This is a genomic window from Tabrizicola piscis, assembly GCF_003940805.1.
In the GTDB taxonomy this organism is placed as follows: Bacteria; Pseudomonadota; Alphaproteobacteria; order Rhodobacterales; family Rhodobacteraceae; genus Tabrizicola; species Tabrizicola piscis.
The window spans coordinates 800898-826507 of the sequence record NZ_CP034328.1; the positions used below are offsets into that span (position 1 = coordinate 800898).

22 protein-coding genes, 1 tRNA gene and 1 pseudogene are annotated in these 25610 nt (G+C 65.4%); 7 read left to right on the plus strand and 17 right to left on the minus strand.

The features are described 5' to 3' along the window. The first annotated feature begins 54 nt into the window (after positions 1-54). Positions 55-1476: a metalloprotease TldD gene (tldD, locus tag EI545_RS03850; protein WP_125324248.1), complete on the plus strand. Its 1422-nt coding sequence runs from the start codon at positions 55-57 to the stop codon at positions 1474-1476. A gap of 88 nt (positions 1477-1564) precedes the next feature. Here the strand turns inward: tldD and EI545_RS03855 are convergent. Next, positions 1565-3870 (minus strand): annotated as a pseudogene (locus tag EI545_RS03855) (Tex family protein). 205 nt (positions 3871-4075) lie between these two features. Further along, positions 4076-4152: transfer RNA gene (locus EI545_RS03860), tRNA-His, on the minus strand. A gap of 166 nt (positions 4153-4318) precedes the next feature. Here EI545_RS03860 and EI545_RS03865 point away from each other — a divergent pair. Continuing rightward, positions 4319-4525, plus strand: coding sequence for a DUF6324 family protein (locus tag EI545_RS03865; RefSeq protein WP_125324249.1), 207 nt, complete (start codon positions 4319-4321; stop codon positions 4523-4525). A 49-nt stretch (positions 4526-4574) separates the two neighbouring features. Here EI545_RS03865 and EI545_RS03870 read toward each other — a convergent pair whose 3' ends face one another. From EI545_RS03870 to EI545_RS03895, 6 genes are all read right to left on the minus strand, one after another. After that, complete coding sequence (locus EI545_RS03870) at positions 4575-5054, minus strand: MmcB family DNA repair protein (RefSeq protein WP_125324250.1); 480 nt, start codon at positions 5052-5054, stop codon at positions 4575-4577. Positions 5055-5408: 354 nt separating this feature from the next. Continuing rightward, a complete protein-coding gene (locus EI545_RS03875) occupies positions 5409-5735 on the minus strand; it encodes a hypothetical protein (RefSeq protein ID WP_125324251.1) in 327 nt (108 codons plus the stop codon). A gap of 55 nt (positions 5736-5790) precedes the next feature. Continuing rightward, positions 5791-6513 carry a proteasome-type protease gene (locus tag EI545_RS03880; RefSeq protein ID WP_125324252.1) on the minus strand — a complete coding sequence of 241 codons (723 nt, stop codon included), beginning with the start codon at positions 6511-6513 and terminating at the stop codon, positions 5791-5793. A 27-nt stretch (positions 6514-6540) separates the two neighbouring features. After that, positions 6541-7347, minus strand: a complete 807-nt coding sequence (locus tag EI545_RS03885; RefSeq protein WP_125324253.1) for a transglutaminase family protein — start codon at positions 7345-7347, stop codon at positions 6541-6543. Continuing rightward, the gene (locus tag EI545_RS03890; protein WP_125324254.1) at positions 7347-8297 is read right to left on the minus strand and encodes an alpha-E domain-containing protein; all 951 of its coding nucleotides are present in this window, start codon (positions 8295-8297) and stop codon (positions 7347-7349) included. Before EI545_RS03890 ends, EI545_RS03885 begins: the two co-directional genes overlap by 1 nt. A 196-nt stretch (positions 8298-8493) precedes the next feature. Continuing rightward, the gene (locus EI545_RS03895) at positions 8494-9885 is read right to left on the minus strand and encodes a circularly permuted type 2 ATP-grasp protein (RefSeq protein ID WP_125327230.1); all 1392 of its coding nucleotides are present in this window, start codon (positions 9883-9885) and stop codon (positions 8494-8496) included. Positions 9886-10470: 585 nt separating this feature from the next. Between EI545_RS03895 and EI545_RS03900 the strand changes: the two genes are divergently transcribed. Beyond that, entirely contained in the window at positions 10471-11481 is a 1011-nt protein-coding gene (locus tag EI545_RS03900; protein WP_125324255.1) for a ligase-associated DNA damage response exonuclease, read from the plus strand. Positions 11482-11487: 6 nt separating this feature from the next. Here the strand turns inward: EI545_RS03900 and EI545_RS03905 are convergent, their stop codons facing one another. Further along, entirely contained in the window at positions 11488-11817 is a 330-nt protein-coding gene (locus tag EI545_RS03905; protein WP_125324256.1) for a winged helix-turn-helix transcriptional regulator, read from the minus strand. A gap of 103 nt (positions 11818-11920) precedes the next feature. On the opposite strand from EI545_RS03905, the gene EI545_RS03910 reads away from it, so the two are divergent. Both EI545_RS03910 and EI545_RS03915 read left to right on the plus strand, forming a co-directional pair. After that, positions 11921-12556 (plus strand): hydrolase, encoded by a 636-nt coding sequence (locus EI545_RS03910; protein WP_125324257.1) that lies wholly within the window; start codon positions 11921-11923, stop codon positions 12554-12556. A gap of 59 nt (positions 12557-12615) precedes the next feature. Beyond that, positions 12616-14208 carry an ATP-dependent DNA ligase gene (locus EI545_RS03915; protein ID WP_125324258.1) on the plus strand — a complete coding sequence of 531 codons (1593 nt, stop codon included), beginning with the start codon at positions 12616-12618 and terminating at the stop codon, positions 14206-14208. Here EI545_RS03915 and EI545_RS03920 read toward each other — a convergent pair. Genes EI545_RS03920 through EI545_RS03930 form a run of 3 tightly spaced genes read right to left on the minus strand, consistent with a single transcriptional unit; the run spans position 14205 to position 18470 of the window. Continuing rightward, complete coding sequence (locus EI545_RS03920) at positions 14205-15386, minus strand: efflux RND transporter periplasmic adaptor subunit (protein WP_164517198.1); 1182 nt, start codon at positions 15384-15386, stop codon at positions 14205-14207. The genes EI545_RS03915 and EI545_RS03920 overlap by 4 nt on opposite strands. 16 nt (positions 15387-15402) lie before the next feature. After that, positions 15403-17763, minus strand: coding sequence for an ABC transporter permease (locus EI545_RS03925; protein ID WP_216842482.1), 2361 nt, complete (start codon positions 17761-17763; stop codon positions 15403-15405). Continuing rightward, positions 17757-18470, minus strand: coding sequence for an ABC transporter ATP-binding protein (locus tag EI545_RS03930; protein ID WP_125324260.1), 714 nt, complete (start codon positions 18468-18470; stop codon positions 17757-17759). Before EI545_RS03930 ends, EI545_RS03925 begins: the two co-directional genes overlap by 7 nt. Positions 18471-18637: 167 nt before the next feature. On the opposite strand from EI545_RS03930, the gene EI545_RS03935 reads away from it, so the two are divergent. Continuing rightward, positions 18638-20482, plus strand: a complete 1845-nt coding sequence (locus EI545_RS03935; protein WP_125324261.1) for a M3 family oligoendopeptidase — start codon at positions 18638-18640, stop codon at positions 20480-20482. On the opposite strand, the gene EI545_RS03940 is transcribed toward EI545_RS03935, so the two are convergent. The 5 genes from EI545_RS03940 to EI545_RS03960 all read right to left on the minus strand — a co-directional run bounded on the left by EI545_RS03940 (position 20483) and on the right by EI545_RS03960 (position 24730). Further along, positions 20483-21331 carry a cobalamin B12-binding domain-containing protein gene (locus EI545_RS03940; protein WP_125324262.1) on the minus strand — a complete coding sequence of 283 codons (849 nt, stop codon included), beginning with the start codon at positions 21329-21331 and terminating at the stop codon, positions 20483-20485. Between the two features lie 231 nt (positions 21332-21562). Continuing rightward, positions 21563-22546 carry a Gfo/Idh/MocA family protein gene (locus EI545_RS03945; protein WP_125324263.1) on the minus strand — a complete coding sequence of 328 codons (984 nt, stop codon included), beginning with the start codon at positions 22544-22546 and terminating at the stop codon, positions 21563-21565. Positions 22547-22600: 54 nt separating this feature from the next. Continuing rightward, on the minus strand, positions 22601-23218 hold the full coding sequence (locus tag EI545_RS03950) for a class I SAM-dependent methyltransferase (RefSeq protein ID WP_125324264.1): 618 nt from the start codon (positions 23216-23218) through the stop codon (positions 22601-22603). Between the two features lie 58 nt (positions 23219-23276). Continuing rightward, complete coding sequence (gene pssA / locus EI545_RS03955; RefSeq protein WP_125324265.1) at positions 23277-24038, minus strand: CDP-diacylglycerol--serine O-phosphatidyltransferase; 762 nt, start codon at positions 24036-24038, stop codon at positions 23277-23279. Next, entirely contained in the window at positions 24038-24730 is a 693-nt protein-coding gene (locus EI545_RS03960; RefSeq protein ID WP_125324266.1) for a phosphatidylserine decarboxylase, read from the minus strand. The genes pssA and EI545_RS03960 overlap by 1 nt, the downstream gene beginning before the upstream one ends. 218 nt (positions 24731-24948) lie before the next feature. On the opposite strand from EI545_RS03960, the gene EI545_RS03965 reads away from it, so the two are divergent. After that, positions 24949-25566, plus strand: coding sequence for an outer membrane protein (locus EI545_RS03965; RefSeq protein WP_164517199.1), 618 nt, complete (start codon positions 24949-24951; stop codon positions 25564-25566). The last annotated feature ends 44 nt before the right edge of the window (positions 25567-25610 follow it).

A 25610-nucleotide genomic window follows, 5' to 3' on the forward strand; every position in this document is an offset into this window, starting at 1 on the left:
ACCCCGGGCCTTGCCCGGCCCATCTGTGACATTCCCCGCGAAAAGGCTCCCCCGATGACCGACGCCCCCTTCCGCCCCTTCGAAACCCACCTCGACGAAGCCGCTGCCCTTGCCACCCTGCGCGCGGCCACCGATGGGGCTGACGATGGCGAGCTTTTCCTTGAACGCCGCCGGGCAGAGGCGATCATGCTGGATGACGGCCGCATCCGGCAGGCGACCTATGATGCAAGCCAAGGCTTCGGCCTGCGCGCCGTGCGGGGTGAGGTTGCGGGCTACGCCCATTCGACCGAGATTACCGAAACCGCCCTGCGCCGGGCGTCAGAAACGGCGCGCCTTGCCGTCGGTGCCGGGGGCGGCACCATGGCCGAAGGCCCGCGCGGCACCAACACCCGGCTGTACCGCCCCGATGACCCGATGGCCGACGCGACCTTCCCCGTGAAGATCGAGTTGCTGCGCGAGATTGACGCCCATGCCCGCGCACTGGACCCGCGTGTCGTGCAGGTCTCCGCCACCCTCAGCGCCAGCATTCAAGAGGTGGAGATCCTGCGCCCTGACGGGCAGCGGCTGGCTGATATCCGCCCGATGGCCCGGCTGAACGTCAGCGTGATGATCGAAGACGGCGGCCGCCGCGAACAGGGCGGCACCGGCATGGGCGGGCGCTACGGGCTGGCCCAACTGATGCTGCCCGAAACCTGGAAGCCGCTGCTGGCCGAAGCCCTGCGCATCGCGCAAGTGAACCTTGGCGCGGTCGAGGCCCCGGCGGGCGAGATGGACGTGGTCCTTGGCCCCGGCTGGCCCGGTATCCTGCTGCACGAGGCGATCGGCCACGGGCTGGAGGGCGACTTCAACCGCAAGGAAACCTCGGCCTTCGCGGGCCTGATGGGGAAACAGATCGCCTCAAAAGGCGTGACTGTCCTTGATGACGGCACAATCCCCGACCGGCGCGGCAGTATCTCGATAGACGACGAAGGCACCCCTTCCGGCAAGAACGTGCTGATCGAGGATGGCGTGCTGGTCGGCTACATGCAGGACCGCCAGAACGCCCGCCTGATGGGTGTCGCCCCCACCGGCAACGGGCGGCGCGAAAGCTTTGCGCATATCCCGATGCCGCGGATGACCAATACCTACATGCTGGCAGGCAAGGATGACCCGGCCGGGATCGTCGCCAGCCTCAAGGATGGCATCTACGCCGTGGGCTTTGGCGGCGGACAGGTGGATATCACCAGCGGCAAGTTCGTCTTTTCCTGCACCGAGGCCTACCGGGTGAAGAACGGCGTGATCGGCGCTGCGGTCAAAGGCGCGACGCTGATCGGCGACGGCGCGACCGCGCTGAAAGGCATCCGCGCCATCGGCAACGATCTGGCGCTTGATCCCGGCATCGGCAACTGCGGCAAGGCCGGGCAGTGGGTGCCGGTGGGTGTGGGCCAACCAACGCTGCTGATCGGCGGCCTCACGGTCGGGGGTGCTGCGGCCTGAGCGGAGCGCAGCACCGATTTCTTCGAAGAAATCGGACCGGAGCCTTCAAAGGCTCCGAACTGGAATTTTCGAAAATTCCGGACTCGACCTACCGCCCGAACTTGCCCTTCAAGGCATCCGCAAAGGCATTTCCACCCGCTTGAGCGCCCCCAACTTGCGGCCCCGCGTTCATCGGCCCGCGCACCGGTTTTGCCGGGGCAGGCGCACGTTCCCGCACCGCCTCACGCGCGTCGGCACTGCCGGATTTCATCGTCAACCCGATGCGTTTCCGTGCCACATCCACCTCTACCACCCGGACCTTGACCACATCCCCGGCCTTCACCACGGCATGAGGGTCTTTCACAAAGCTGTCGGACAGTTGGCTCACATGCACCAGCCCGTCCTGATGCACCCCCACGTCGACAAAGGCCCCAAAGGCCGCGACATTGGTGACCGTGCCTTCCAGCAGCATCCCCGGTTTCAGGTCCTTGATGTCGTTCACCCCATCCGCAAATGTCGCCGTGCGGAAGCTTGGCCGGGGGTCGCGCCCCGGCTTTTCCAGTTCCGTGAGGATATCTTTCACCGTGGGCAGACCGAAGCGATCATCCACGAAATCCCGCGGCTCTACCGTCTTCAGCACCGAAGGCTCCGCCATTACCGCCCGCAAGTCACGCCCACAGGCCGCCACGATGCGCCGCGCGAGGTCATAGGCCTCGGGGTGCACGGATGAGGCATCAAGCGGCTCTTTCCCGCCCGAAATCCGCAAGAACCCCGCCGCCTGCTCAAACGCCTTCGGCCCCAGCCGCGCGACCTTCAGCAAGTCCTTCCGCGTGGCGAACGGCCCGTTCTGATCGCGGTGCGCCACGATCGCCTCGGCCAGCCCCGGCCCCACGCCCGACACCCGCGCCAGCAGGGGGCCGAGGCGGTGTTCAAATCCACCCCAACCGCGTTCACCGCATCTTCCACCACCGCCTCAAGGCTGCGGCCCAGACGGTGCTGATCCACGTCATGCTGGTATTGCCCGACGCCAATCGCCTTGGGCTCGATCTTCACCAGTTCCGCCAGGGGATCCTGCAACCGCCGCGCAATGCTGACCGCGCCGCGAAGCGATACATCCAGCCCCGGAAACTCCTTCGCCGCCAGTTCGCTGGCCGAGTAAACCGACGCCCCCGCCTCGCTGACAATCACCTTGACCGGCTTTTCCCCCGGCAGGACCGCCAGAATATCGGCCACCATCTTCTCGGTCTCGCGGCTGGCCGTGCCATTGCCGATGGAGATGAGCTTTACCCCATGTTTCCCGATCAGCTTCGCCAAGGCGACCTGCGCGCCGCGCAGATCGTTCTTCGGCTGGAACGGATAGACGGTGTCCGTCTCAAGCACCTTCCCCGTCGCATCAACCACCGCGACCTTCACACCCGTCCGGATGCCGGGGTCCAGCCCCATCGTCGCCTTCCCCCCCGCCGGAGCCGCCAGCAGCAAGTCCTTGAGGTTGCGCGCAAAGACCCGGATCGCCTCCGCCTCGGCCGCCTCACGCAGTTCCGCCATCAGGTCAAGCGTCAGCGAGGTCCGCAGCTTCACCCGCCAGGCCCAGGCCGCCGCCTCGCGCAGCCAGCGGTCCCCCGCGCCCTGCCCGGTAGCCGCCAAAGCCGCACCACAGGCCCGCTCTGCCGGGCTGTCCCCCCGCGCGGCATCCGGGTCCACCGCCAGATCCAGCGTCAGGAACCCCTCATTCCGCCCACGGAACATCGCCAGCGCGCGGTGGCTTGGAACCCCCGCCCACGGCTCGGAATGGGCGAAATAGTCCGAAAACTTCGCCCCCTCGGTCTGCTTGCCCTCCACCACGGCCGAGGTCAGCCGCGCCACCTGCTTCATGTGGCTGCGCAACCGCCCGAGCAGCCCCGCGTCCTCAGCCAGCCCCTCCGCCACGATGTCCCGCGCGCCTTCCAGCGCTGCCTTCACGTCCGGCACCGCCTCGGTCACATACCCCGCCGCCAGCGCCACCGGATCCGCCGCCCGGTCCGCCAGAATGGCGTCGACCAGCCCCTGCAACCCGTTCTCCCGCGCGATCATCGCCTTGGTCCGGCGCTTGGGCTTATAGGGCAGGTAGATGTCCTCCAGTTCCGCCTTCGTCACCGCCTTGGCAATCGCCGCGCCCAGGGCATCCGTCATCTTGCCCTGCTCGGTGATCGACCCCGCAATCGCCACCCGCCGCGCCTCCAACTCGCGCAGATAGCCCAGCCGTTCGGCCAGATTGCGCAGCTGGGTGTCATCCAGCCCCCCGGTCACCTCCTTGCGATAGCGGGCGATGAAAGGGACCGTGGCACCTTCGTCCAGCAGCGTGATGGCCGCCGTCACCTGAGCCGGCGTGGCAGCAATCTCGGTGGCGATGGTGCGGGGGATCAGGGCAAGGCTCATGCGATTCCTCAAAGGCAGGGGCGGTCACCTTAGCCGCTTGGGCAAGGGGGGTGAAGACCGCCACCCCACCTTCCGCACCGCCTCACCCGCAATCCTGCCGAACAGGGGTCCGTGGCCGCACAAGCCCATGAAGGGATGGAATAATCCCGCAACGCGGCCACCGCCCAAGACGACCCTTGGGCAAGACAGCAATGGATGAGGAGAATGGTACAGCTTCCCCGGCTCGAACGGGGGACCTCTAGATCCACAATCTAGCGCTCTAACCAACTGAGCTAAAGCTGCACTCGGTGCGGCACATAGCGCCAAGGCGGCGGCGATGCAAGCCTTCGAGCGTGATTTCCCAGCCCTGTTTCGCTTCCGTTGGGATGGGCCTTGCACCGCGATGCAAACCCCACGGTCTGGCATCACCCCTCTGGACAGCGCCTGCGCCCTGCGCTAGCCAATCGGAATGGGCATCAACTCTCCCAGTGATATCGCCGCCAACATCCAGATCGGGCCGACCGACTCTGGCATGGTCCGCATCTTTGTCGAAGCCGATGGCGGGATCGAACTTCCCATGGATTTCGACCCTGAAGAAGCCGACGAAATCGCCGAAGAATTGCGCGCAGCGGCTGAAGCGGCCCGCGCCATCGGATCAAAGCCGAAGAAGCGCTGACGCCCAGGGGCGCAAGCCCCTTGAACCGGGCCGCTGCCCGCTGTCCATCTCAGAAAAACCGGACGTCGCCCACAAAGCCCGGATCGCGCAGGCCCTGCAACCGCGCCGCCGCCGTCCGCGCAAAGGTCCGCAGCACCACCTTGCGCCGCGCCGGTGACAGGGTCACTTCCGGTGCCATGCGCACCACCTCGGCGTCGTAGGGATCGGCAAGGATCAGCCCGGTGCCTTCCGGCAGCAAATCCACCGGAAAGGCCGCGTCCACCGCCCAGAAGAACCGGTCGCACCAGTCAAGATAACCCGCCCACTTGCGATCAGCCCGGTAGTCCGCCCGGCCGGACTTGCATTCCACCACCCAGACTTCGCCTTTCGGACCCAAGGCCATGACGTCCACGCGCAAGCCGGGGGCAGGCACCAATTCCTCGACGCAAACGAAATCCAGCGCCCGCAACCCGCGACAGACGCCACGGCCAAGCCGCTGCCCCGGCAGGGGCGGCAGGATCTCGGGCAAACTGTCAACCGGTTGGTCCATTGGGAAATCATGAACCAAAGGTGAACATCTGTCCAGCCTTGCAGCGCGTGCTTGTAAGGCCTATCTATCAGGACGGCGGGTGCTGCTCCTCTCGTGCGAGGCCTTTTTTCCAGTGGCCGATAAGCAAACGCACGGGGGCTGGCTCTGACAGGATCCTGGTCCTGTTATCTGGCTCCCACCTGAGACCTCTGGCTCTCGGGAAAATCCCGGCACTCCACGGTTGCTGCGGGCCCGCCACCCTTTCCACCGATCTGACGCCGCACGCCGGAGTTTTCAAAAACTCCGGACCGGAGCCTTCAAAGGCTCCGACCCGATTTCTTCAAAGAAATCGGGGCCAGACGCTCAGGACAGTGCTTAGGACCGACGTGCCTTCGCGGCTTCCTTCGCCGGAACGGTCACCGGGATCAGAACCGGTTCCGCCGCGCGTTCAAAGACGCCCCGGCCCCCGATCTTGCCGTCATCTTCAGCCATACCCATGATCTGATAGGCGAACTGCACGGCGCCAAAAATGATGCCGTTGAAGAACACCATCATCAGGGCAGCGACCCAGCCGATGTCAGACCCAAGGATCAGATGGCCGATCCCGGCCACATCAAGCCACACAAGACCTGCGGTAAAGACCACCGCGACGCCGAAGCCGATCGCCACGCTGCGGATGTAAAGACGGACGAGTTCGGGCATCGGAACCTCCATGCTGCAAGGGGAACGTAGGACTGCAGCGCCGGATTGCCAAGCCTCAGATGACAATTCTTGCGAATCCGTCGCGCAGCGCGGTGGACCATGCCTCGCTCATCGCGCGAAACGCCGGGTCGCCCGCCTCGATCCGCCTGCGCAGCGTGACCTGACAGGCGTCCTTCTCGATGACGGCAAGGTCCAGTGGCATCCCCACGGACAGGTTGGACCGCAGCGTCGAATCCATCGACAGCAGCACGGCCTTCTGGGCGTCGGAAAGACTGGTCGAAGGCTTCACCACCCGGTCCAGGATCGGCTTGCCATATTTGTGTTCACCGATCTGCAGAAACGGGGCGTCCTCGGTCGCCTCTATGAAGTTGCCTTCGGGATAGATCAGGAACAGCCGCATCGCGCCGCCCTTGCGCTGCCCCGCGACGATCATGCTGGCACTGGCTCCTTGCGCGGCTGACAGCTTGTGGTCGATCTCTTCCCGCACCTTCGCCAGCCGGTCGCCCACGATCTCGGCCACTTTCAGCAAGGTCGGCGCCAGCATGATGCTGGTCTCGGCCGTCGCCTCTGGATCCTCGATCGCCTCGCGCAGCTGCGCCAGCGTGGTCTGGCTGACTGACAGGCTGCCCGCTGTCATGATGACGATCACCCGCTCACCCGGCTCTTCAAAGGTGAACATCTTGCGGTAGGTCGAGATATTGTCGAGCCCGGCATTGGTGCGTGTATCCGACAAGAGCACCATGCCCTCATTCAGCAAAAGCCCGACGCAGTAGGTCATTCCCGTCTCCCTATTCCGGCGGTCAGCCTATTGGCTTGCCTGCAGGATCGCAACGGTCACATCCATCTCTTCCTTGCCGCCGCCCCGCGCAATGCCGCGGATGGGCGCTGCATCCTGTGCATCAAAGCCTGACCCCAACCGGATATAGCGGTCATCCGGGCAGCAGCGGTTGGCCGGGTCAAACCCGACCCAGCCCAGACCGGGCAGATGCAGCTCGGCCCAGGCATGCGCCGCCTCATGGCTTTGCCCGTCCGCATCGGCAAAGAGGTAGCCCGACACATAGCGCCCGGCCAGCCCCCGCACCCGCGCCACCGCGATCAGCGCATGCGCATGGTCCTGACACACGCCTTCACCCAAGGCGAGGGCCTCGGCCGCCGTGGTGTGGGCATGGGTCACCCCCGGCTTGTAGGCGATGGCATCCGCCACCACAGCGCTCAGCGCATGGGCCAGCGCAAGGGGATCCGCCCCCTCGGCCTGCATGGCCAGCCCGGCCAGCGCGGTATCGGCCCGCGTCGGAACTGTCGCGCGCAGATAGCAGTCCGGCGTCACGGTTTCCTTGTGGCCGCGCAAGACGCCCGTCAAGTCCACCGTGTCGATCGTGCCTTGCACCCGCACGGTCACTTCGCTGACCGGCCCGGCCACCGTCCAGCCCTGCACCTGATCCCCCGCCCCATCGCGGAACGCCGCCCCGCGCACCCCGCCCGTGACCGTCACCTCCCACTCGGACACCTTCTGCCCGGCAAAGACCGATGGCTGCAGCCGGTGGCTTTGCACAACCGACCGCACCGGGCGGTCGTAGTGATAGCGCGTCACATGATCCACCGTCAGCCGCATCAGCGCATCTCCCCGCTCAGATAGGCCTCGTTGATCGCCTGGGCGAGCACCGCCACCTCGGCGATGAACCGCGTCAGGTATTCGTGCAGCCCCTCTTCGAAGATCGCCTCAACCGTCGCGCCCTCGATTTCCGCCTGAAGCACCCGCGCCTTGTCCTGCGCCGCCGTTTCGCGCCCATAGGCCTTGGCCACACGCCCCATGTGATTGACCAACCCGGCCGAGCAGGTGGCCAGCGACCGGGGCGACTGCGGGTTCAGGATCAGAAAGTCGGCGATCTTGGCCGCCGTCACTTCGCCCCCATAGGCCCAGTGAAACGCCCGCTGCGCCCCCATGGCGCGCAACAGCGTGGTCCATTGATAGTTGTCCAGACCCGAGCCGACGAAATCCACCCGGGGCAGCAGGACATAGTATTTCACGTCCATCAGCCGCGCGGTATTGTCGCCACGCTCCAGATAATACCCGATGTTCAGAAAGTTATAGCCATCATTGCGCAACAATGTGGCGTCAATCGCCCCCCGCACCATCGCAGCGTGGCGCATCACCCATTCGGTCAGGCGCGACAGTTCCAGTTCTGACCTTGGCGTGCGTTCCAGCGCTTTCAGTTCCTGGAACGCGGTGTTCAGCGCGTCCCAGACCTGCGTCGTCAGCGCCGTCCGCACGATCCGCCCGTTTTCCCGCGCCGCCGTAAAGCAACTGGCGACCGAGGACGGGTTGTCACGGTCAAAGAACAGAAAGCTTTCGATGTTCCGCTGCACCGGGTCGCCGTATTTCTTGGCGAAGGAATCGGCCATCCCCGTGGCCTGCAACAGGCTGTCCCATTCGCTGCGATAGCCGTGAACCGATGGGATCAGGCTGATCCGGCTGCCCACTTCCAGCAGCCGCGCGACCGTATCGGCCCGTTCCATGTAGCGGGCGATCCAGTAAAGGTTGTCGGCGGTGCGGCTCAGCATGAGTAGCCCTCCAGCCTTTGGGCAGGCCCCCCCACCCCATCCCTCCCCCACAAGGGGGGAGGGAGGTGCCCCTCCCTGCCGGCAAAGCCAAATGATCCGCCCGAAGGCAAGCACGACGATTGCGCTCCGCGCCCCCCTCCCCCCTTGTGGGGGAGGGATGGGGTGGGGGGGCAAGCGACCAACATAAAACCCAAGCTCATTCCGCCAACACCCAGGTGTCCTTGACACCCCCCCCTTGCGAAGAGTTCACGACCAGCGACCCTTCCTTCAGCGCAACCCGCGTCAGCCCGCCGGGAACCAGTTCGATCCGTTCCCCCACAAGGCAATAAGGCCGAAGGTCCACATGCCGGGGTGCCACGCCTTCCTCGACAAAGGTCGGCACCGAGGACAGCGCAAGCGTCGGTTGCGCGATGTAATTGCCCGGGTCCTCGACAATCTTGGCGCGGAAGCGCTCCACCTCCTCGCGGCTGGACTTCGGCCCGACCAGCATCCCGTAGCCGCCCGAGCCATGGACCTCTTTCACCACCAGCTCCGGCAACTGGTCCAGCACATATTTCAGATCGTCCGACTTGCCGCATTGCCAGGTTGGCACGTTCTTCAGGATCGGCTCTTCGCCCAGATAGAACCGCACCATATCAGGCACATAGCAGTAGACCGCCTTGTCATCGGCCACGCCTGCCCCCGGCGCGGAACAGATGCTGACCCCGCCAGACCGGTACACGTCCATCAACCCCGGGATGCCCAGCATGCTGTCGGGGCGAAAGCACAGCGGGTCCAGATAAGCGTCATCAATCCGCCGATAGATCACATCCACCCGGCGCGGACCTTCCGTCGTGCGCATCCAGCAATATTCGCCGTCAACGAACAGGTCCTGCCCCTCAACCAGTTCGACCCCCATCAGGTCCGCCAGCAGCGAATGTTCATAATAGGCAGAATTGAAATGCCCCGGCGTCAGGATCACGACCGTCGGCTCACCCTTGCACTTTTTTGGGGCCACACTGGCCAGCGTGCGCCGCAGCTTTTCAGAATAGCCATCCACCGGCTCGATCCGGTTTTCCCGGAACAGTTCGGGAAACATCCGCATCATGATCTCGCGGGATTCCAGCATATAGCTGACCCCGCTTGGTGTGCGGCAGTTATCCTCAAGCACATAGAACTCGTCCGGTCCGGTGCGCACGATGTCGATGCCGACGATGTGGCTATAGACCCCCTTTGACGGCACAAACCCCGCGACGGCCTTTTCATAGGCCTCGTTCTGGTAGACCAGCCGCGCCGGGATGCGGCCGGCGCGAATGATCTCGCCCCGCCCGTAGACATCGACAAGAAAGGCATTCAACGCCCGGGCCCGCTGCTTGATCCCGCGTTCAAGCTTGGCCCATTCGGCCGCAGCGAACACCCGGGGAAACATGTCGAAGGGGATCAGCCGATCCGGGTCGCCGCCTTCGCCGTAGACGGCAAAGGTGATCCCGATCCGCCGGAACAGTGCCTCGGCTTCCGCCTGCTTCAGGCTGCGCAGTTCCTGCGGCATCGCCGCCACCCAATCGTCAAGCCGCGCATAGGGGGGGCGCACGCCCGTGCCCTGATACATTTCGTTGAACTGCGTCACGCCGTCACCCCCACTCTGCCGCCCCACTAGAACAGGCGGCTTCGGCCACGAAAAGTCCCCTCTTCGGAAATTTCGCCCGCCATGTGACCATCCGCCCATGTTTTGGGCAATTGTTGTGTGACACCGGTCCCCATCCTGGGGTCGTCCGCGCTTTTGCCGCCCGCCGCCGCACCAGCGCCCGGATTTGCCCTTGCTGTCCGATCCGCATGGCACCCTCCGCAAGGCCACGTCCACAAGGCCCGTCTGCTGGGTCCGCCGCTGGGCACGTCTGCTGGGCCCATGTGCCTGACCCCGTCTGTTGGGCCCCGTCTGCCATGCCCCCGTGCAAGGCACCATCTGCAAAGCCCCGCCCAATTGACCGCGCGCCCTGGTGTACAAAGGTCCGCGCAGCCCATGTCACCACAAGCCATCGCTCAACCCGCGCCAGCGCCACAACCGCCCGTTCCTTGAAAATTCCTTAACGCGGCCCACTAACACCTTGAAATCATTAAACTACCATATGTGTCCCTTGCAGGGACACTTCCCCCACACCCTTGCACCCCCCCGCCCCCGTGCTACCTTCTCCACATGGCCCAGCCCGTCCTCACCTTCACCGACCGCGGCATCTACTGCCCTGCTGGTGATTTCTACATCGACCCCTGGCGCCCCGTCCCCCGCGCCCTCATCACCCACGGCCATTCTGACCACGCCCGCTCCGGCATGGGGGCCTACCTTGCCACCACCCACGCCCTGCCCGTGATCCGCCGCCGCCTTGGCCCCATCACCGCCGAAGGCATCCCCTACGGCGAGACCCGCGAGGTTGGCGGCGCGACCGTCTCCTTCCACCCCGCAGGCCATGTGCCGGGCTCCGCCCAGATCCGGGTCGAGGTCGGGGGCGAGGTCTGGGTCGTCTCGGGCGATTACAAGACCGAACCCGACGGCCTGGCCGAGGCTTTCGCCCCCGTCGCCTGCGACACCTTCATCTCGGAGTGCACCTTCGGCCTTCCCGTCTTCCGCTGGGACCCGCAGCCAAAGGTCATGTCGGGCATCGCCGACTGGTGGGCCGCCAATGCCGCCGCGGGCAAGACGTCGATCCTTGGGGCCTACAGCTTCGGCAAGGCTCAGCGCCTGATGGCGGGTCTGCCCCGGATCGGCCCGATCCTGACCCACGGCGCGGTTGAGGAGATGACCGAGGTCCTGCGTCAGCAGGGCTACCCCCTGCCCCCCACCATCCGCGCCACGGCCGACGTCACCGCCAAGACGCACCCCGGCGCGCTGGTCATCGCCCCGCCGTCCGCCCTTGGCTCCGCCTGGGCCACCCGCCTTGGCCCGGCGGAGGAGGCGTTCGTGTCCGGCTGGATGGCCGTCCGCGGCATCCGCCGCCGCCGCGCGCTTGGCACCGGCTTTGTCCTGTCCGACCACGCCGACTGGGCCGGTCTGAACGAAGCGATCCGCGCGACCGGGGCCGAACGGGTTTTCGTCACCCACGGCTACACCGCCCCGTTCCGGCACTGGCTGGAAACGCAAGGCTATGACGCCGGGATCGTGGAAACCCAGTTCACCGGCGACGACGCTGACACCGAGGTTGTGACCGGCTGATCAGGCTCAGCGCTGCTTGGCCCAGTCATGCAGCGCGATCAGCACGCGCCGCAAGGCTGCCCCGCGTGGGGTCAGGTGGTAGCCCGGCACCGGGTCGCCCGTGTCGCGGTGGCAAAGGATATCCCGATCAACAAGCTCTTTCAGACGCTCGGCCAGCAGGCGGTCACTGATCCCGGGGATGGCGTTGCGGATCTCGGCAAAGCGGTGCTTGCCATGGACCACGGCCCAGATCACTGCGCCGACCCAACGCTTGCCCACAAGCTCTGCCGCGTCCTGAAACGCCGCGTCGAACGGCCCTTTGCCGATCCAGCCATCCTGATCACGCGCCTTGTCCATTCCGTGACGCTAGCCGATTTCACATCTGCTTTCGACCCTGCTTGAAACTGCCATAGCTAACGATACATACTTACTTATAGTAATCGATGATCAAGAGGGCTCCATGCAATCGATCAACACGCTCACACCCCAGAACTCTGTCCTTTGCCTGATCGACCACCAGCCCTGGGTTGCCTTTCCGATCCACTCCATCACGCCTGAGGTGTTGACAAACAATGTCCTGGCCCTTGCCAAGACCGCAAAGGCGCTGGAGGTTCCGACCATCCTCAGCACGATCAACGCCAAGGGCGGGCCGCTGAACGATCCCCTTTTTGCCGGGCTGTCCGACCTTCACCCCGGGGCAGAGCCGATTGACCGGCGCAACACCAACGCCTGGGCCGACCCGGCCTTTGTGGCCGCCGTGCAGGCGACGGACCGCAAGAAGCTGGTGATGGCGGGGCTTTGGACCGAGGTCTGCCTGGCCCAGACTGCCCTTTCTGCGCTGAACGCAGGGTATGAGGTCTATTTCGTCTCAGACGCCTCAGGCGGGCTGTCGACCGAGTCGCATGAACGGGCCTGCCAGCGGATGATCCAGGCCGGCGCGGTTCCGATGACATGGTTCGCGGTCGCCGCCGAATGGTGCCCCGACAACACCGCGCCGGAATATCCACGGATGTATCCGATTGCGCTGGCCCATGGGGGCGGGGTCCAATGGGCGGTGGAATACATCATGGCAAACCTGCCGCGCCAAGCGGGCTGACGCCGGTTGCGCCATCACGCATTCGCCTTGCCGGGGAAAGGCGCTATCCTTCCCCCACAATGCACCGCTTTGCCGCCCTTTTCGCTGCTCTTGACGGCACCACGAAGACCGGCCTCAAGACAGCCGCGCTGGCCGACTATTTTCGTGCGGCCCCCGAAGCGGACCGGGTCTGGACCGTGGCGCTTCTGACCGGGCGAAGGCCAAGGCGGGCAGTCAATTCCACCGAACTGCGTCTTTGGGCGGCCGAGGCGGCAGACATTCCCGACTGGTTGTTTGAGGAAAGCTATACCGTGGTCGGCGATCTGGCCGAAACCATTGCCCTGCTGCTACCGCCGCCAGAAATCACCACGGGCATCACGCTGGATGAAACCATTCGCGGCCAGATCCGCCTGACGGGCCAACCCGTCGAGGTGCGCCGGGCCGCCGTCCTGTCCGCCTGGTCCCAACTGCCCGCGACGGAGCGGTTCCTTTACAACAAGCTGCTGACCGGGGGCTTTCGCATGGGTGTGGCGCAGGGCCTGTTGACCCGCGCGCTGGCGCAGGCTACGGGGGTGGAAGAAGCCACCCTTGCCCACCGCCTGATGGGCAACTGGGACCCGGCCCACACCCCCTTTGCCGCCCTGATCGAGGGCAATGCAGGCGGCGATGCGCGCCCTTACCCCTTTGCCCTTGCCAGCCAGCTTGAGGACGGGCCAGACAGCCTTGGCCCCCCGCAGGACTGGCTGGCGGAGTGGAAGTGGGACGGCATCCGGGGGCAGTTGATCGCCCGCCCCGGCGCTTTTGCGCTGTGGAGCCGGGGGGAGGAACTGATCACCGACCGCTTCCCGGAGCTTGCCGCCTTGGCCGATTTTCTGCCCCCCGGCACGGTGATTGACGGCGAAATCGTCGCCTGGGACAGCCCGGCCAACCAGCCCCTGCCCTTTGCCGCCCTGCAAAAGCGGATCGGGCGCAAGACCGTGCCGAAGGCGTTGCTGGCATCCGCCCCGGCCCGAATGCTGGCCTATGACCTGCTGGAGGACGGCGGGACCGACATCCGCGACCGCCCCTTCGCGCAGCGCCGGGCACGGCTGGAGGCGATCCTTGCAGCGCTGCCGCCGGGCCTGCCCTTGGCTGCCTCGCCCGTGGTGGCGTTCGACACTTGGGAAAGCCTGACCCGGACGCGCGCCACGGCACGCGAACGGGAGGCCGAAGGCGTGATGCTGAAGCGCGCCCTTTCCCCCTATTTCACCGGGCGCAAGCGGGGTGACTGGTGGAAATGGAAGCTGGACCCCTACACGGTGGATGCCGTGATGCTGTACGCCCAGGCCGGGCATGGGCGGCGGGCGAACCTGTTTACCGATTTCACCTTTGGCATCCGTGACGGCAATGAGCTTGTGCCCTTCACCAAGGCCTATTCCGGCCTGACCGACGCCGAATTTTCCGAGATCACCCGCTGGGTCCAGTCCCACACGCTGGAACGCTTCGGGCCGGTGCGCAAGGTGCCCGCCGAACTGGTGTTCGAGATCGGGTTCGAGGGGATTCAGGCCAGCCCGCGCCACAAATCCGGGATCGCGCTGCGTTTTCCCCGGATGCTGCGCTGGCGCCGTGACAAGCCGGTGAACGAAATCGACACGCTGGACAGCCTGCGCGCGCTGCTGCGGGCGGCGGGTTAGGGCAAGGGCGCGACGGCAACGCCGTCGGCCACCGTGTCGCTGGGGTGCAGGATCACCGTGTCGCCTGCCGCAAGGCCGGTCAACACTTGTGCAAAATCCTCATTCCGTTCGCCAAGGGTGATGGTCTGCAACCGCGCCCGGCCACCCTGCACGACAAAAGCCGCCCAGTCGGAGCCGTCACGGAACAGGGCCCCTACCGGGATCGACAGCACCTGATCCCCTTTCCACAGGGTGATGCGCGCAACAACGCGGAAGCCGTGGCCGAGGAGCTGCCAGTCCTGCGGATCGCCCTCAAGCGTCAGGATCACGCCGACGCGCTGTTCGTCGATGCCAAGGGCCGAGACGCGAGTCGTGGCGGAAGGTTCGATCCGTTCGACCCGCGCCGGGATTGGCGGCCCGCCCCAGCCGCTGACCGTCGCCGAGGCGCCTTCGCGCACCCGGACCGCATCGCGCGACAGAAGATCGACCGTGATCTCAAGATTGCCGGGATTGCCGATTTCGAGGATCGGGGTGCCGGGGGCGACCACCTGCTCATCCTCGCTTAACACACGCAGGACCTTGCCGGAAACTGGAGCGGTCAGGCTGATGCAGCAAGCCTCGGCCGCAGCGGCGTCAGGGGTGCCCAGAACCGCGCGGGCGCTTTCCAACTCGCGCTCGCGCACGGAAAGGTTGGCGCGGGCGCTGTCCAGTGCGGCAATGGCGGTGCGCTGGTCCAGTATGGCGGTATCCCGCAGCCGGGCGGAGACTGCGGCGCGTTCGAAAAGGGCGATGGACCGGCTCGCCTCGGCCGTGGCGAATTCTACTGCCGCTTCGGCTTGGGCCACCTGCGCGCGGGCCAGATCGACCGCGGATTGCGCGGCGGCCACTGTCGCCTCGGCCACGGCGCGCGCGCGGGCGTCCAGAAGCGCGGGGGCGGCCGGGCCGATCACTGCCACCACGGTTTCCTCGGCCACCACGTCGTCGCCCGCATGCAGGCCGATCCGCTGCAGCTTGCCCCCGATGGTGGCCGAGATGGTGAAGACTTCGCGGATGCGCGCCTCACCCTCCTCCTCCACCGCGACTTCGAGGGTGCGGGGGGCGATTTCGGCCAGTTCCACCGCAATGGGCCGGGGCTTGAAGGCCCAGAAGGCAAGGCCAACCAGCGACAGGGCGGCAAGCACAAGGATCAATCGGCGCATGGTCATTCCCCAGTCTTTATTCGCGTGTCTTAAGGACTTCGATCATATCAAGGCTGTTGATCCGCCACCGCACCGCCCAGGCCGAGGCAAGCGCTGCGGCAAGGACGACAAGCGTGGCGGTGGCATAGACGTCGCGCCCGATGACGAAGGGCACGCGGTAAAGGTCGGATGAAAAGGCGGTGACCATGCCCAGCCCGATCGCGTAGCCGATCACCCAGCCCAGCGGTTGCGCCAGAAGGACGATCATCGCCAGTTCGGCAAAGAGGATGCCCGACACCTCGCCCCGGGTGAAGCCCAGCACCCGCAGGCTGGCCAGTTCCCGCCCCTGTTCGGACAGGGCGATGCGGGCGAAGTTGTAGACCACCCCGACCGCGATGATGCTGGCAAGGCCGACATAGACCGTGATCATCACCGTGATGTTTTCGGCCAGCGTTTCGCGAAAGCGCCCGACGGTCAGCGCCATCACCGTGACAAACCCGGTCTTCGGCGCGGCCATTGTGGCGGCATAGAAATCGGCTTGCTCCGCCGCGTCCAGTTGGAGGTTCACGCCGGAAATCACTGCCCCTTCCCCAACCGCGCGGTTCAAGGCCGAAATCTCCATCGCAGCGCCAAGGCCGACATAGCCCAGCGACACCCCGCTGACGGGCAGGGTCACCGTCCGCCGCGCGCCTTCCAGAAAGGCGACCGTAACAAGGTCGCCGGGGCGGACCTGCAACGCCTCGGCCAGCGCTTCGGACAGGATCAGCCCGGCCTCTGGCATCGCCATGGGGCGCAGGTCGGGGTCAAGGACGCGCGACAGCCTTGCCTCGGCCGGTTTGCCCATGATCGACAGCTTGCGCGACAGGTTGCGGTTGCTGATCCGCGCGGCCACGGCGCGGAAGGGCTCGGCCACCAGCACCCCGGGCATCTGGCGGGCGGCGTTCAGGGCGCGGGCCGGTTCGGGCGCGCCGAAGGCCACCATCGCGTCCTGCCGTTCGGACCGGGCGAAGGTCACGTCGATCATGTGGTCGATCGACCCAAAGGACCAGAGCGAGGCCACCAGAATGGCCACCGCCATCGCCACCCCAAGGATGCCCGAGGCCGTGCGCATGGGCCAGCGCAACAGGTGCCGCGCAACCATCACCGCTGTCTGCCGGAAGGCCAGAAGCCGCCAGAAGACCCCACCACCGGACCGGTAATCCGCCGGGGCCGGCGGCGCCATTGCCACGGCGGGCGGCAGCGCCAGCACCGCGCGCACGGCCATGATGGCCCCCCCGACCGCCGCCGCCGCCGTAACAATGGCGGCCAGACCGTAGATCTGCGGATCGCGCGTGAAGACCAGAAACGGGAAGGAGAAGAACTTGGCATAAAGCTGCGCCAGCCCTGCCCCCAGCCATGCCCCCGCCGCAAAGCCGATGCCGATGCCGACCACGGCAATGGCCAGCACAAACTCCACATAATGCTGCGCAATCGCGCGTGAGGTATAGCCGATTGCTTTCAACAGCCCGATTTGCGCGCGCTCCAGCGTGATCAGGCGGGACAGCGTCATGTTCACCAGCATCGCCGCCACCAGAAGGAAGATCGGCGGCAAGACCTTCACCATGGCCGAAAGCTGCTTCAACTCGGCGTCCAGAAACGCGTGCGAGATCTGATCCTCGCGCCCCGTTGCGCCAACCCGGCCATAGGGCGCGGTCAGCCGGTCCACGGCCTCGATCACCCGGTCGACCGATGCGCCGGGGGCAAGCTTCAGCACCAGATTGGAAAACGCGCCCTCAAGGTCATAGGCCGCCTCAAGGCTGGGGAGGGGCAGCCAGGCGATGCCAAAGCGGCGCGGGTCGGGCATCATCTCACCCGGGCCGAGGGCATAGATGAACTCGGGCGACAGGGCGATGCCGGTGATGGTCAGTTCGCGCCGCTGGCCGTTCATCACCACGTTCAACGTCGCACCGGGCCGCAAGCCATGCGCGGCGGCAAAGCCTTCTGACACCACGATTTCGCGGGCTGACTGCGGGTCAGGCAACCGCCCCTGCCGCAAGTGCAGCCGGTTCAACCCGCCCGCCGCAGGCAGCGACACCAGAAGGATCGTCCCCGGTTCCACCATCTGCGGCATGTCCAAGAGCCCCAGCTTCACGATCCGCGCTTCGGCCGCCAGCACGCCGTCGATATCCCCGATCTCGCCCATCAGGGCGCGGGGGGCGCGGGTCACGTCGGCAAAGACATCGGCAAAGCGGTAGCTGTCGTAGTACCGATCCCGGGTTTCCGACAGCGACGCATAGGCCCCGTTGCCAAGGATCAGCGTCGCCACCCCCGCCGCCAGCACCAGCGCAATCGCCAGCGCCTGCGCCCAAAGCCGGACGAGATCACGCAGGACTTTGCGGCGCAGGGGCGAGATTACCATGACACCTCCGCCGGGGTTTTCCGGGTGGCATTCACCGTCTCCTCGACAATCCGCCCATCGGCAAAGCGTACCACGCGGTCGGCGATTTCGCGGATGGCGGCGTTGTGGGTGATGACAAGGGTGGTGGCGCCGACGGTCCGGTTCACCTCGGTCAGCGCCTCAAGCACGCGGATGCCGGTGGCGGAATCCAGCGCGCCGGTGGGTTCGTCGCACAAGAGCACCTCGGGGTTCTTGGCGATGGCGCGGGCAATCGCCACGCGCTGCTGTTCGCCGCCGGAAAGCTGCGCGGGGAAATGGTTGGCGCGGTCGGAAAGGCCGACCAGCGCAAGGGCCGCGTCGGGGGTCATCGGGCGGCGGGCAATCTCGGTCACCAGCGCCACGTTTTCGCGGGCGGTCAGGCTGGGCACCAGATTGTAGAACTGGAAGACGAAGCCCACATGGTCACGCCGGAACTGGGTCAGCCCGGCCTCATCCAGTGCGGTCAACTGGTGGTCCTCAAACCACGCCTCGCCCCCCGTTGCGGTATCAAGGCCGCCGACGATGTTCAGAAAGGTGGACTTGCCCGACCCCGAGGGGCCAAGGATCACGATGAACTCGCCCCGGGCGGCCTGAAAATCGACCCCGCGCAGGGCATGCACCTCGCCCGCGCCGCTGCGGTAGACCTTGGTCAGGCCAGTCGTGCGAAAGACGGTTTCCGCTGCTGCCATAGTGCTGATGTCCTTCTGCAGGTGGAATTCTAGACCAGTGGGCCAGATCAGGCGGTGACATAAATCAAACCGCGCTTCACGATCCGGCAACCGGGCGGGCAACCGGGGTTGCACCCGCCCGCAACTGCCCCCTAGATGACATCAGCCAGTTTACCCCGGAGTGTCCCATGCCCCTGCCCCAGATCCTGCCCGCCTCCCTGCCCGCCTTTGACGCCCATGCCAGCGGCGGTGCAGGCGGCTTTGGCGATCTGCCCGACTGGGACCTGACCGACCTTTACCCCGCCCCCGACGCCCCGGCCTTTCCCACCGACATGGCCGAGCTTGAGCGCGCCTGCGCCGCGTTTGCGACGGCTTACGAAGGGCGGCTTGGGCAGTTGGACGCCGCCGCGCTGCTGGCCTGCGTGCAGGAATATGAACGCATCGACGTGATCGCCGGGCGGCTGATGTCCTATGCGGGCCTGCGCTACTACCAGAACACCATGGACCCCGAGCGTGCCCAGTTCATGGGCAACGCGCAGGACAAGGTGACCACGGCCACCACGCCCTTGGTGTTCTTCAGCCTTGAATTCAACCGGCTGGACGATGCCCATCTGACCCGGCTGATGGCGGAAAACGCGGCCCTCGCCCGCTACAAGCCCGTCTTTGACCGCATGCGCGCCATGCGGCCGCACCAGCTGTCGGACGAGCTGGAAAAGTTCCTGCATGACGAAAGCGTGGTCGGTGCCAGCGCCTGGAACAAGCTGTTTGATGAGACGATGGCCGGTCTGATGTTTAGCGTCGCCGGTGAGGCTGAGGAGCTGAACCTTGAAGCCACGCTCAACCTTCTGACCGATCCGGTGCGCGCGCGGCGTGAGGCGGCGGCACATGCGCTGGCCGACGTCTTTGGCAAGAACGTCAAACTGTTCGCCCGCATCCACAACACGCTGACCAAGGAAAAGGAAATCCACGACCGCTGGCGCAAGATGCCCAGCCCGCAGCACGGCCGCCACCTTTCGAACCATGTTGAGCCTGAGGTGGTGGAAGCGCTGCGCAATGCCGTCGTCGCCGCCTACCCGAAGCTGAGCCACCGCTACTATCGGCTGAAGGCGAAATGGCTGGGGCTGGAGAAGCTGCAGGTTTGGGACCGCAACGCGCCCCTGCCGACCGAAGCCCCCCGCCTTGTCAACTGGGCCGAGGCCCGGGCCACCGTGACCGACGCCTACGCCGCCTTTGATCCGCGGATGGCCGACCTTGCGACACCCTTCTTCGACAAGGGCTGGATTGATGCAGGCGTCAAACCCGGCAAGGCCCCCGGCGCCTTTGCCCACCCCACGGTGACGACCGTCCATCCCTATGTGATGCTCAACTATCTTGGCAAACCGCGCGACGTGATGACCTTGGCCCACGAACTTGGCCATGGCGTGCATCAGGTGCTGGCGGCCGGCCAGGGCGAACTTCTCGCCTCCACCCCGCTGACGCTTGCCGAAACCGCATCCGTTTTTGGCGAGATGCTGACCTTCCGCAAGCTTCTGGACAACGCCAAGACCCCGGCGGAAAAGAAGACCCTTCTTGCCGGCAAGGTCGAGGACATGATCAACACGGTCGTCCGCCAGATCGCGTTTTACGACTTTGAATGCAAACTTCACGCTGCCCGGGCCCAGGGCGAACTGACGCCCGATGACATCAACGCCCTGTGGATGTCGGTTCAGGCCCAGTCGCTTGGCGATGCGTTCGAGTTCATGGACGGGTATGAGACGTTCTGGGCCTATATCCCGCACTTCGTCCATTCGCCGTTCTACGTCTACGCCTATGCCTTTGGCGACGGGCTGGTGAACGCGCTTTATGCGGCCTATGCCAATGGGATGCCGGGGTTCGAGGACAAGTATTTCGACATGCTGAAAGCTGGCGGGTCAAAGCACCACAAGGACCTGCTGGCGCCCTTCGGCCTTGACCTGTCGGACCCCGCGTTCTGGGATCAGGGCCTGAGCATGATCGCAGGCTTCATCGACGAGCTTGAGTCGATGGAAGGCTGATCACATCTGCCGGACGGAAAGCCGCGTCAACTCGGCCAGATGTCCGGTCAGCGTCGCCTCGGCCTCGTCCAGCGTGGCCGCGGCGGCGTCGGCGTCGACGATGCGGGCAATGTCGGGGTCATGCGCCACGATCTGTCCGGCGACGAGGATCCAGATATGCGGGCAGCGGATCCGCAGTGCCACGATCAGCCGCGCGGTGGCAAAGGTCATCGACGGCAGCGACGCGGACAGCCCCAGCATCGTCGGCTGCAGCCGGGCGATTTCCTCGACCAGCGCGTCATGGCCCAGCCCCAGCCGCAACGAGATATCCCACCCCCGGCGGCGCATGGTATCCGCCGCGATGGTGGCACCAATGCCATGCACCTCGCCCGGGACGCTGGCGAAGATCGCCTCGGCCCCCGGAGGTGCCACCAGGCGTTGCGCCAGAAACACCGTCCGAAGGTCGCGCAGAATGGCATAGATGCGCCCGGCGCCAAGGATCACCTCGGCCGCGGTCGCCTCATCCCGGTCCCAGCGCTGGCCCAGACGGCGGGCCGCTTCGGCCAGATAGACGTGATAGATCGTGTCAGCCGACATCCCATCCAGCCGCGCGCTTTGCACCAGATCGGCGGCGGCAGTGTCATCGCGCGATAAGAGCGCGTCGCACAGAAGCTCGATTGCGGCGCTGCCGGGGTGGTCGTTGTGCAGCGCGACAGGCGCCTCGCTGCGACTGACCCGCAAGATCACCTCACGCGCCAGAACCCGCAGCGCCGTGACGGAAAGGGTCTCACCTCGCCTGACCAGCGATTCGTGCGCGCGGGCCACCTGCGGCACCGGAAAGCCGGGAATGGGGTGGAATTCTTCAGACATTGGCGGGCCTTCCAACTGAAGCGACGGGGAGTAAACCGGCAATAAAAGAACCAGTTACACAGTTTTTCGCGCAAAACTCAGCACTGTCGCAGAAGCAGTCGGGTGGCAGCGGCCCTGAGGCTGATCCAGCGACGTTGGGTGAGCCTATCACAGCGCTGTGACCATGGAACCAAATTCGCCGCCGCGCTGCAGCAAGGCCATTTGCCATCCCGGACACGATCGCCACGGCAATCAAATCTCGACCGCCACCTCATAAACCCGGTCCATCATGCTTTGCGTCCCGCGCACGAATTCCAGCGGGCAAGGATAGGCCACGCCCTCGCGCACGGTCCGTCCAAACGCCTCGACCTGCAGCTTGTAGTGGTTGGCGGTGGGGAAGCGTTCCACGATCACCCGGTTGCCATTCTGGTGCAGTTCCACCTCGGCCAAGTCATTGACGTTGGCGTTGAACGGCCCGCCTTCCAGCCGGATCATCCCCTTGGTGCCCTGAAACGTCGCCACCTGCCGGTTGTACATCCGCATCGAGGTCATCGAGCCATAGGTGAACCGCCCACCCGGCCCGTCCATCACCCCGGCCACCTGGGCAAACACATCCACCCCGTTTTCACGGTGAATGCGCGCCGACAGGTCGACGGGTTCGGCCCCGGTCACAAACCGGGCGCAGCCGAAGGTGTAGACGCCGATGTCGCGCAAGGACCCGCCACCGGTTTCCGGCTTGTTGCGGATATTGCCCCCCTCGGTCAGGTTGAAGCTGAAGGCGACGTCGGCATGGACCAGCGTGCCGATCTCGCCCGCCTCGAACCACTCTTTCGCGCGCTGCCACTGCGGGTGATGCACGATCATGTAGGCCTCGGCGGCCAGAAGCCCGGTCCGGTCGCGCGCGGCGATGATCTGGTCAATCTCGCGCGCTTTCATGGCGATGGGCTTTTCGGTCAGCACATGCTTGCCGGCGGCAAGGGTTTTCAGCGTCCATTCCACATGCAGATGGTTCGGCAAGGGAATGTAGACCGCGTCAATGCTGGTGTCGGCCAGCAGCGCGTCGTAACTGGAATGGACCGCAATTCCGGGGCAGAAGGCGCGAAAGCCGTCGGCCTTGGCCGGGTCCGATGTCGCAAGCGCGGCCAGTTCGGCCCCCTGCGCGGCGTGGATCGCGGGCGCCATATGCTCACGCGCGAATTTCGCAGCCCCAAGCACGCCCCATCTGACTGGTTTCATGGCAATCTCCCCCCCGTATTCCCTACGACGGGCAGTTGTCCAGAATTCCGCCGATCAATCAACCCGCCGAAAGCGCAGAAACGTCATCAGGCCGAAGGGTCGCACCTGTCGGCTTTCCTCCAGCATCAGGCCGGGGTGGCCCAGCACGCGGTCGATGGCAAAATCGGCATGCCAGCCCAGAAAATCCGCGAGCGGCGCGGCCATCCGGACGGCGAGCGACCAGCCCTCGACCCGACCGGCAAAGTGGTTGGCAATCAGCACCGACCCGCCGGGGCGGCAGAGGCGCACCATTTCATCCAGCACCCGCTCGGGTTCGGGGACAACGGACATGATGTGCATGGCGGCCACATGGTCAAAGGACGCGTCGGGCAGGTCGATGGCGCGGGCGTCCATCTGGTGCAGCCCCGACAGGTTGCGCAAGCCCAGCTTGGCCGCCCGCGCCTCCGCCCCGCGCAGCATTTCGGCGGAGACGTCAATGCCCGTGACCTGAATCTTCGGGGAATAATAGCCCAGCGCCAAACCCGTCCCGATGCCCACCTCCAGCACCGATCCGCCGGTGGCATTCACATGCCGGGCCGCCAGAATGCGCCCGCCCTGGGTGATCCGGCCGAACGCCAGATCATAGACCGGCGCCCAGCGGCGATAGGTTTTCTGTATGGTGTCCACTTGCATGCATATGATTCCCTTGGTCTTTCAACCCCAGCCTGCGCAGCTGGCACGGAAATGCAAGTCAGATGGACGTCCCTGCCCGGATGGAGCGGAGGAAGATCACGAGGATCGCCGCCAGATAGCCCAACGACAACGCCAGAAGCGTGACCCAAGGATAGGTCAACAGCGCTGCAACCACCATCACTGACCCGACAAGCGCATAGCGGGCATAGTCAGTCGCGATCGTGATCCGCTTCAGGGATGGTGTGCGGACCCGGCTGATCATCAAAGCGCCGATTCCCACCATCCACAGCGCCACCAGAACCGGAGGCAGCGGGACGATACCGCCCAGCGCATCAGACAGCGCAAAGGCCAGATACATCGGCGCCAGCGCCAGCATCGCGCCCGCAGGGGACGGCACGCCGATGAACACCGTCTTCTCCGCCGGTTCCCCCACCGCGCGGTTGCCGACATTGAACCGCGCCAGCCGCAACATGCAGCAGACCGCATAGACAAGCACGGCAATCCAGCCCAGGCTGGTTTCGGGCCGCAGGCCCCATAGGTACAGCACCAGCGCCGGAGTCACGCCGAAGTTGACGAAGTCGCACAGGCTGTCCAGTTCCGCCCCAATCGCGCTTTCCGATTTCAGCATCCGCGCCAGCCGACCATCCAGCCCGTCCAGCGCCGCCGCCGTCCCGATCAGCAGGATCGCCATGGCGAAATTCCCCGCAATCGCAAAGCGGATGGCCGTCAGCCCGGCACAAAGCGCCAGAATCGACACCAGATTGGGCAAAAGCTTCAGCACCAGAAGCTCGCGCGGGGCCTCTGACGGACGGCGTCCCATCACTCGATCCGCGCCGCACGCGCCGGGGCGTCCTGCCCGATCAGCGCAAGGACCGTTTCACCCGCCACCATGGTCTGGCCCAGCGCCACCTGCGGTTCGACCCCATCGGGCAGATACACATCCAGCCGGCTGCCAAAGCGGATCAGGCCAAAGCGTTCCCCGGTCCGCACCACGTCACCCGGCTTTTTCCAGCACATGATCCGCCGTGCCACCAGTCCCGCGATTTGCACCACTGCAATCGTTCGGCCATCAGCCATCTCGATCGCAAGCGCGTTGCGTTCATTGTCCTCGCTCGCCTTGTCCAGCGACGCGTTGACAAAGGTCCCCGGCCGGTAGGCCACCGCGGTGATCTTCCCCGCAATCGGCGCGCGGTTCACATGGCAGTTGAAGACGGACATGAAGACGCTGACCCGCATCAGCGCCTCGGGCCCAAGCCCAAGTTCGGGGGGCGGAACCGCGCGTTCGATCAGGCTGACCACCCCATCCGCCGGGCTGACCAGAAGCCCCGCATTCTGCGGCACGGCGCGCTTGGGGTCGCGGAAGAAGTAATAGCACCAGACCGTCAGGCCCGCGCCGATCCAGCCGAGCGGCTCCCACAGCCAGAACAGCACCAGCGTGATCGCGGCAAAGACCGCCACGAATTTCCACCCCTCGGGGTGCATCGGCTTGAGGAACGTATCGACCATGCGCATTGGGTTCACCCTTCTGAGGGTCGCCTACTACTTCCACAGCCGAGGACAGGCAACGGAAAACGCTTTGGACCCGCAAAGCGGGCATGTCTGCCACACCTTGCGAAACCATGCATTCGGACCGGGCTGATTTACACACAAAAATACGAATTTTCAATTATCGTACATCAATCGAAATACTTGGCGCAAAAAACAGCCATATTCAGAACTGGAACACACAAATGTCGAACAAAATTGTGCGAACTCAGGCCTGCTTGCTGGCACTGATCTGTCTGGGCACTCCGGCGCTGGCGCAGGACTGGTCCGGGTTTTATGCGGGCGGCACGCTGAACTATGACCAGATCGAAGTGAACGATCTGACCTATGGTGACGGGCCCGTCGACCTTGACGGTGCCGGTGTCGGGATCTTTGCCGGCTACAATCTCCAGTCCGGCAACCTTGTCTATGGCGCCGAGGTGATGGCCGCGACGCATTCCGGCGAAGGCGACGACGGTGACTTTCTGGTGCCGGCCACCGCCGAATGGTCGCTTGGCCTGCGGGGCCGCGTCGGTTTTGTCACCGGTCGCATGTTGCCCTACCTTTCGGTTGGCATGACCCGCACCGCCTGGGAAGCCGACCATGAAGGCGACGGATTGGCTGACGATATCTGGGGCGACAAGGCGAACGGAACGTCGATAGCGCTTGGGGTTGACTGGTCGATGGGGGAACGGTCGCTGGTGCGGTTCGAAGTGGAACGCACCCGGTATGGCGAGCACGAGATCAACTTCTACGGCGACGACATCCACGAATACGACATGGACGCCACGCGCGTTTCGGTCGGCTACGCGCTGCAGTTCTGACCGGACCGGTGATTTGACGGCGGGCGGGCCAAATGGCCCGCCCA

Excerpts from the sequence above, each read along its gene's own strand:
- EI545_RS03925 (WP_216842482.1), bottom strand. The coding sequence starts at position 17,763 with ATGGTAATCTCGCCCCTGCGCCGCAAAGTCCTGCGTGATCTCGTCCGG.
- EI545_RS03905 (WP_125324256.1), bottom strand. The coding sequence starts at position 11,817 with ATGGACAAGGCGCGTGATCAGGATGGCTGGATCGGCAAAGGGCCGTTC.
- EI545_RS03930 (WP_125324260.1), bottom strand. The coding sequence starts at position 18,470 with ATGGCAGCAGCGGAAACCGTCTTTCGCACGACTGGCCTGACCAAGGTC.
- EI545_RS03965 (WP_164517199.1), top strand. The coding sequence starts at position 24,949 with ATGTCGAACAAAATTGTGCGAACTCAGGCCTGCTTGCTGGCACTGATC.
- EI545_RS03910 (WP_125324257.1), top strand. The coding sequence starts at position 11,921 with ATGCAATCGATCAACACGCTCACACCCCAGAACTCTGTCCTTTGCCTG.
- EI545_RS03885 (WP_125324253.1), bottom strand. The coding sequence starts at position 7,347 with ATGCGGCTGACGGTGGATCATGTGACGCGCTATCACTACGACCGCCCG.
- EI545_RS03940 (WP_125324262.1), bottom strand. The coding sequence starts at position 21,331 with ATGTCTGAAGAATTCCACCCCATTCCCGGCTTTCCGGTGCCGCAGGTG.
- EI545_RS03865 (WP_125324249.1), top strand. The coding sequence starts at position 4,319 with ATGGGCATCAACTCTCCCAGTGATATCGCCGCCAACATCCAGATCGGG.
- EI545_RS03900 (WP_125324255.1), top strand. The coding sequence starts at position 10,471 with ATGGCCCAGCCCGTCCTCACCTTCACCGACCGCGGCATCTACTGCCCT.
- EI545_RS03880 (WP_125324252.1), bottom strand. The coding sequence starts at position 6,513 with ATGACCTACTGCGTCGGGCTTTTGCTGAATGAGGGCATGGTGCTCTTG.
- EI545_RS03950 (WP_125324264.1), bottom strand. The coding sequence starts at position 23,218 with ATGCAAGTGGACACCATACAGAAAACCTATCGCCGCTGGGCGCCGGTC.
- EI545_RS03935 (WP_125324261.1), top strand. The coding sequence starts at position 18,638 with ATGCCCCTGCCCCAGATCCTGCCCGCCTCCCTGCCCGCCTTTGACGCC.
- pssA (WP_125324265.1), bottom strand. The coding sequence starts at position 24,038 with ATGGGACGCCGTCCGTCAGAGGCCCCGCGCGAGCTTCTGGTGCTGAAG.
- EI545_RS03945 (WP_125324263.1), bottom strand. The coding sequence starts at position 22,546 with ATGAAACCAGTCAGATGGGGCGTGCTTGGGGCTGCGAAATTCGCGCGT.
- EI545_RS03895 (WP_125327230.1), bottom strand. The coding sequence starts at position 9,885 with ATGTATCAGGGCACGGGCGTGCGCCCCCCCTATGCGCGGCTTGACGAT.
- EI545_RS03960 (WP_125324266.1), bottom strand. The coding sequence starts at position 24,730 with ATGCGCATGGTCGATACGTTCCTCAAGCCGATGCACCCCGAGGGGTGG.
- EI545_RS03915 (WP_125324258.1), top strand. The coding sequence starts at position 12,616 with ATGCACCGCTTTGCCGCCCTTTTCGCTGCTCTTGACGGCACCACGAAG.
- EI545_RS03920 (WP_164517198.1), bottom strand. The coding sequence starts at position 15,386 with ATGCGCCGATTGATCCTTGTGCTTGCCGCCCTGTCGCTGGTTGGCCTT.
- EI545_RS03890 (WP_125324254.1), bottom strand. The coding sequence starts at position 8,297 with ATGCTGAGCCGCACCGCCGACAACCTTTACTGGATCGCCCGCTACATG.
- tldD (WP_125324248.1), top strand. The coding sequence starts at position 55 with ATGACCGACGCCCCCTTCCGCCCCTTCGAAACCCACCTCGACGAAGCC.
- EI545_RS03875 (WP_125324251.1), bottom strand. The coding sequence starts at position 5,735 with ATGCCCGAACTCGTCCGTCTTTACATCCGCAGCGTGGCGATCGGCTTC.
- EI545_RS03870 (WP_125324250.1), bottom strand. The coding sequence starts at position 5,054 with ATGGACCAACCGGTTGACAGTTTGCCCGAGATCCTGCCGCCCCTGCCG.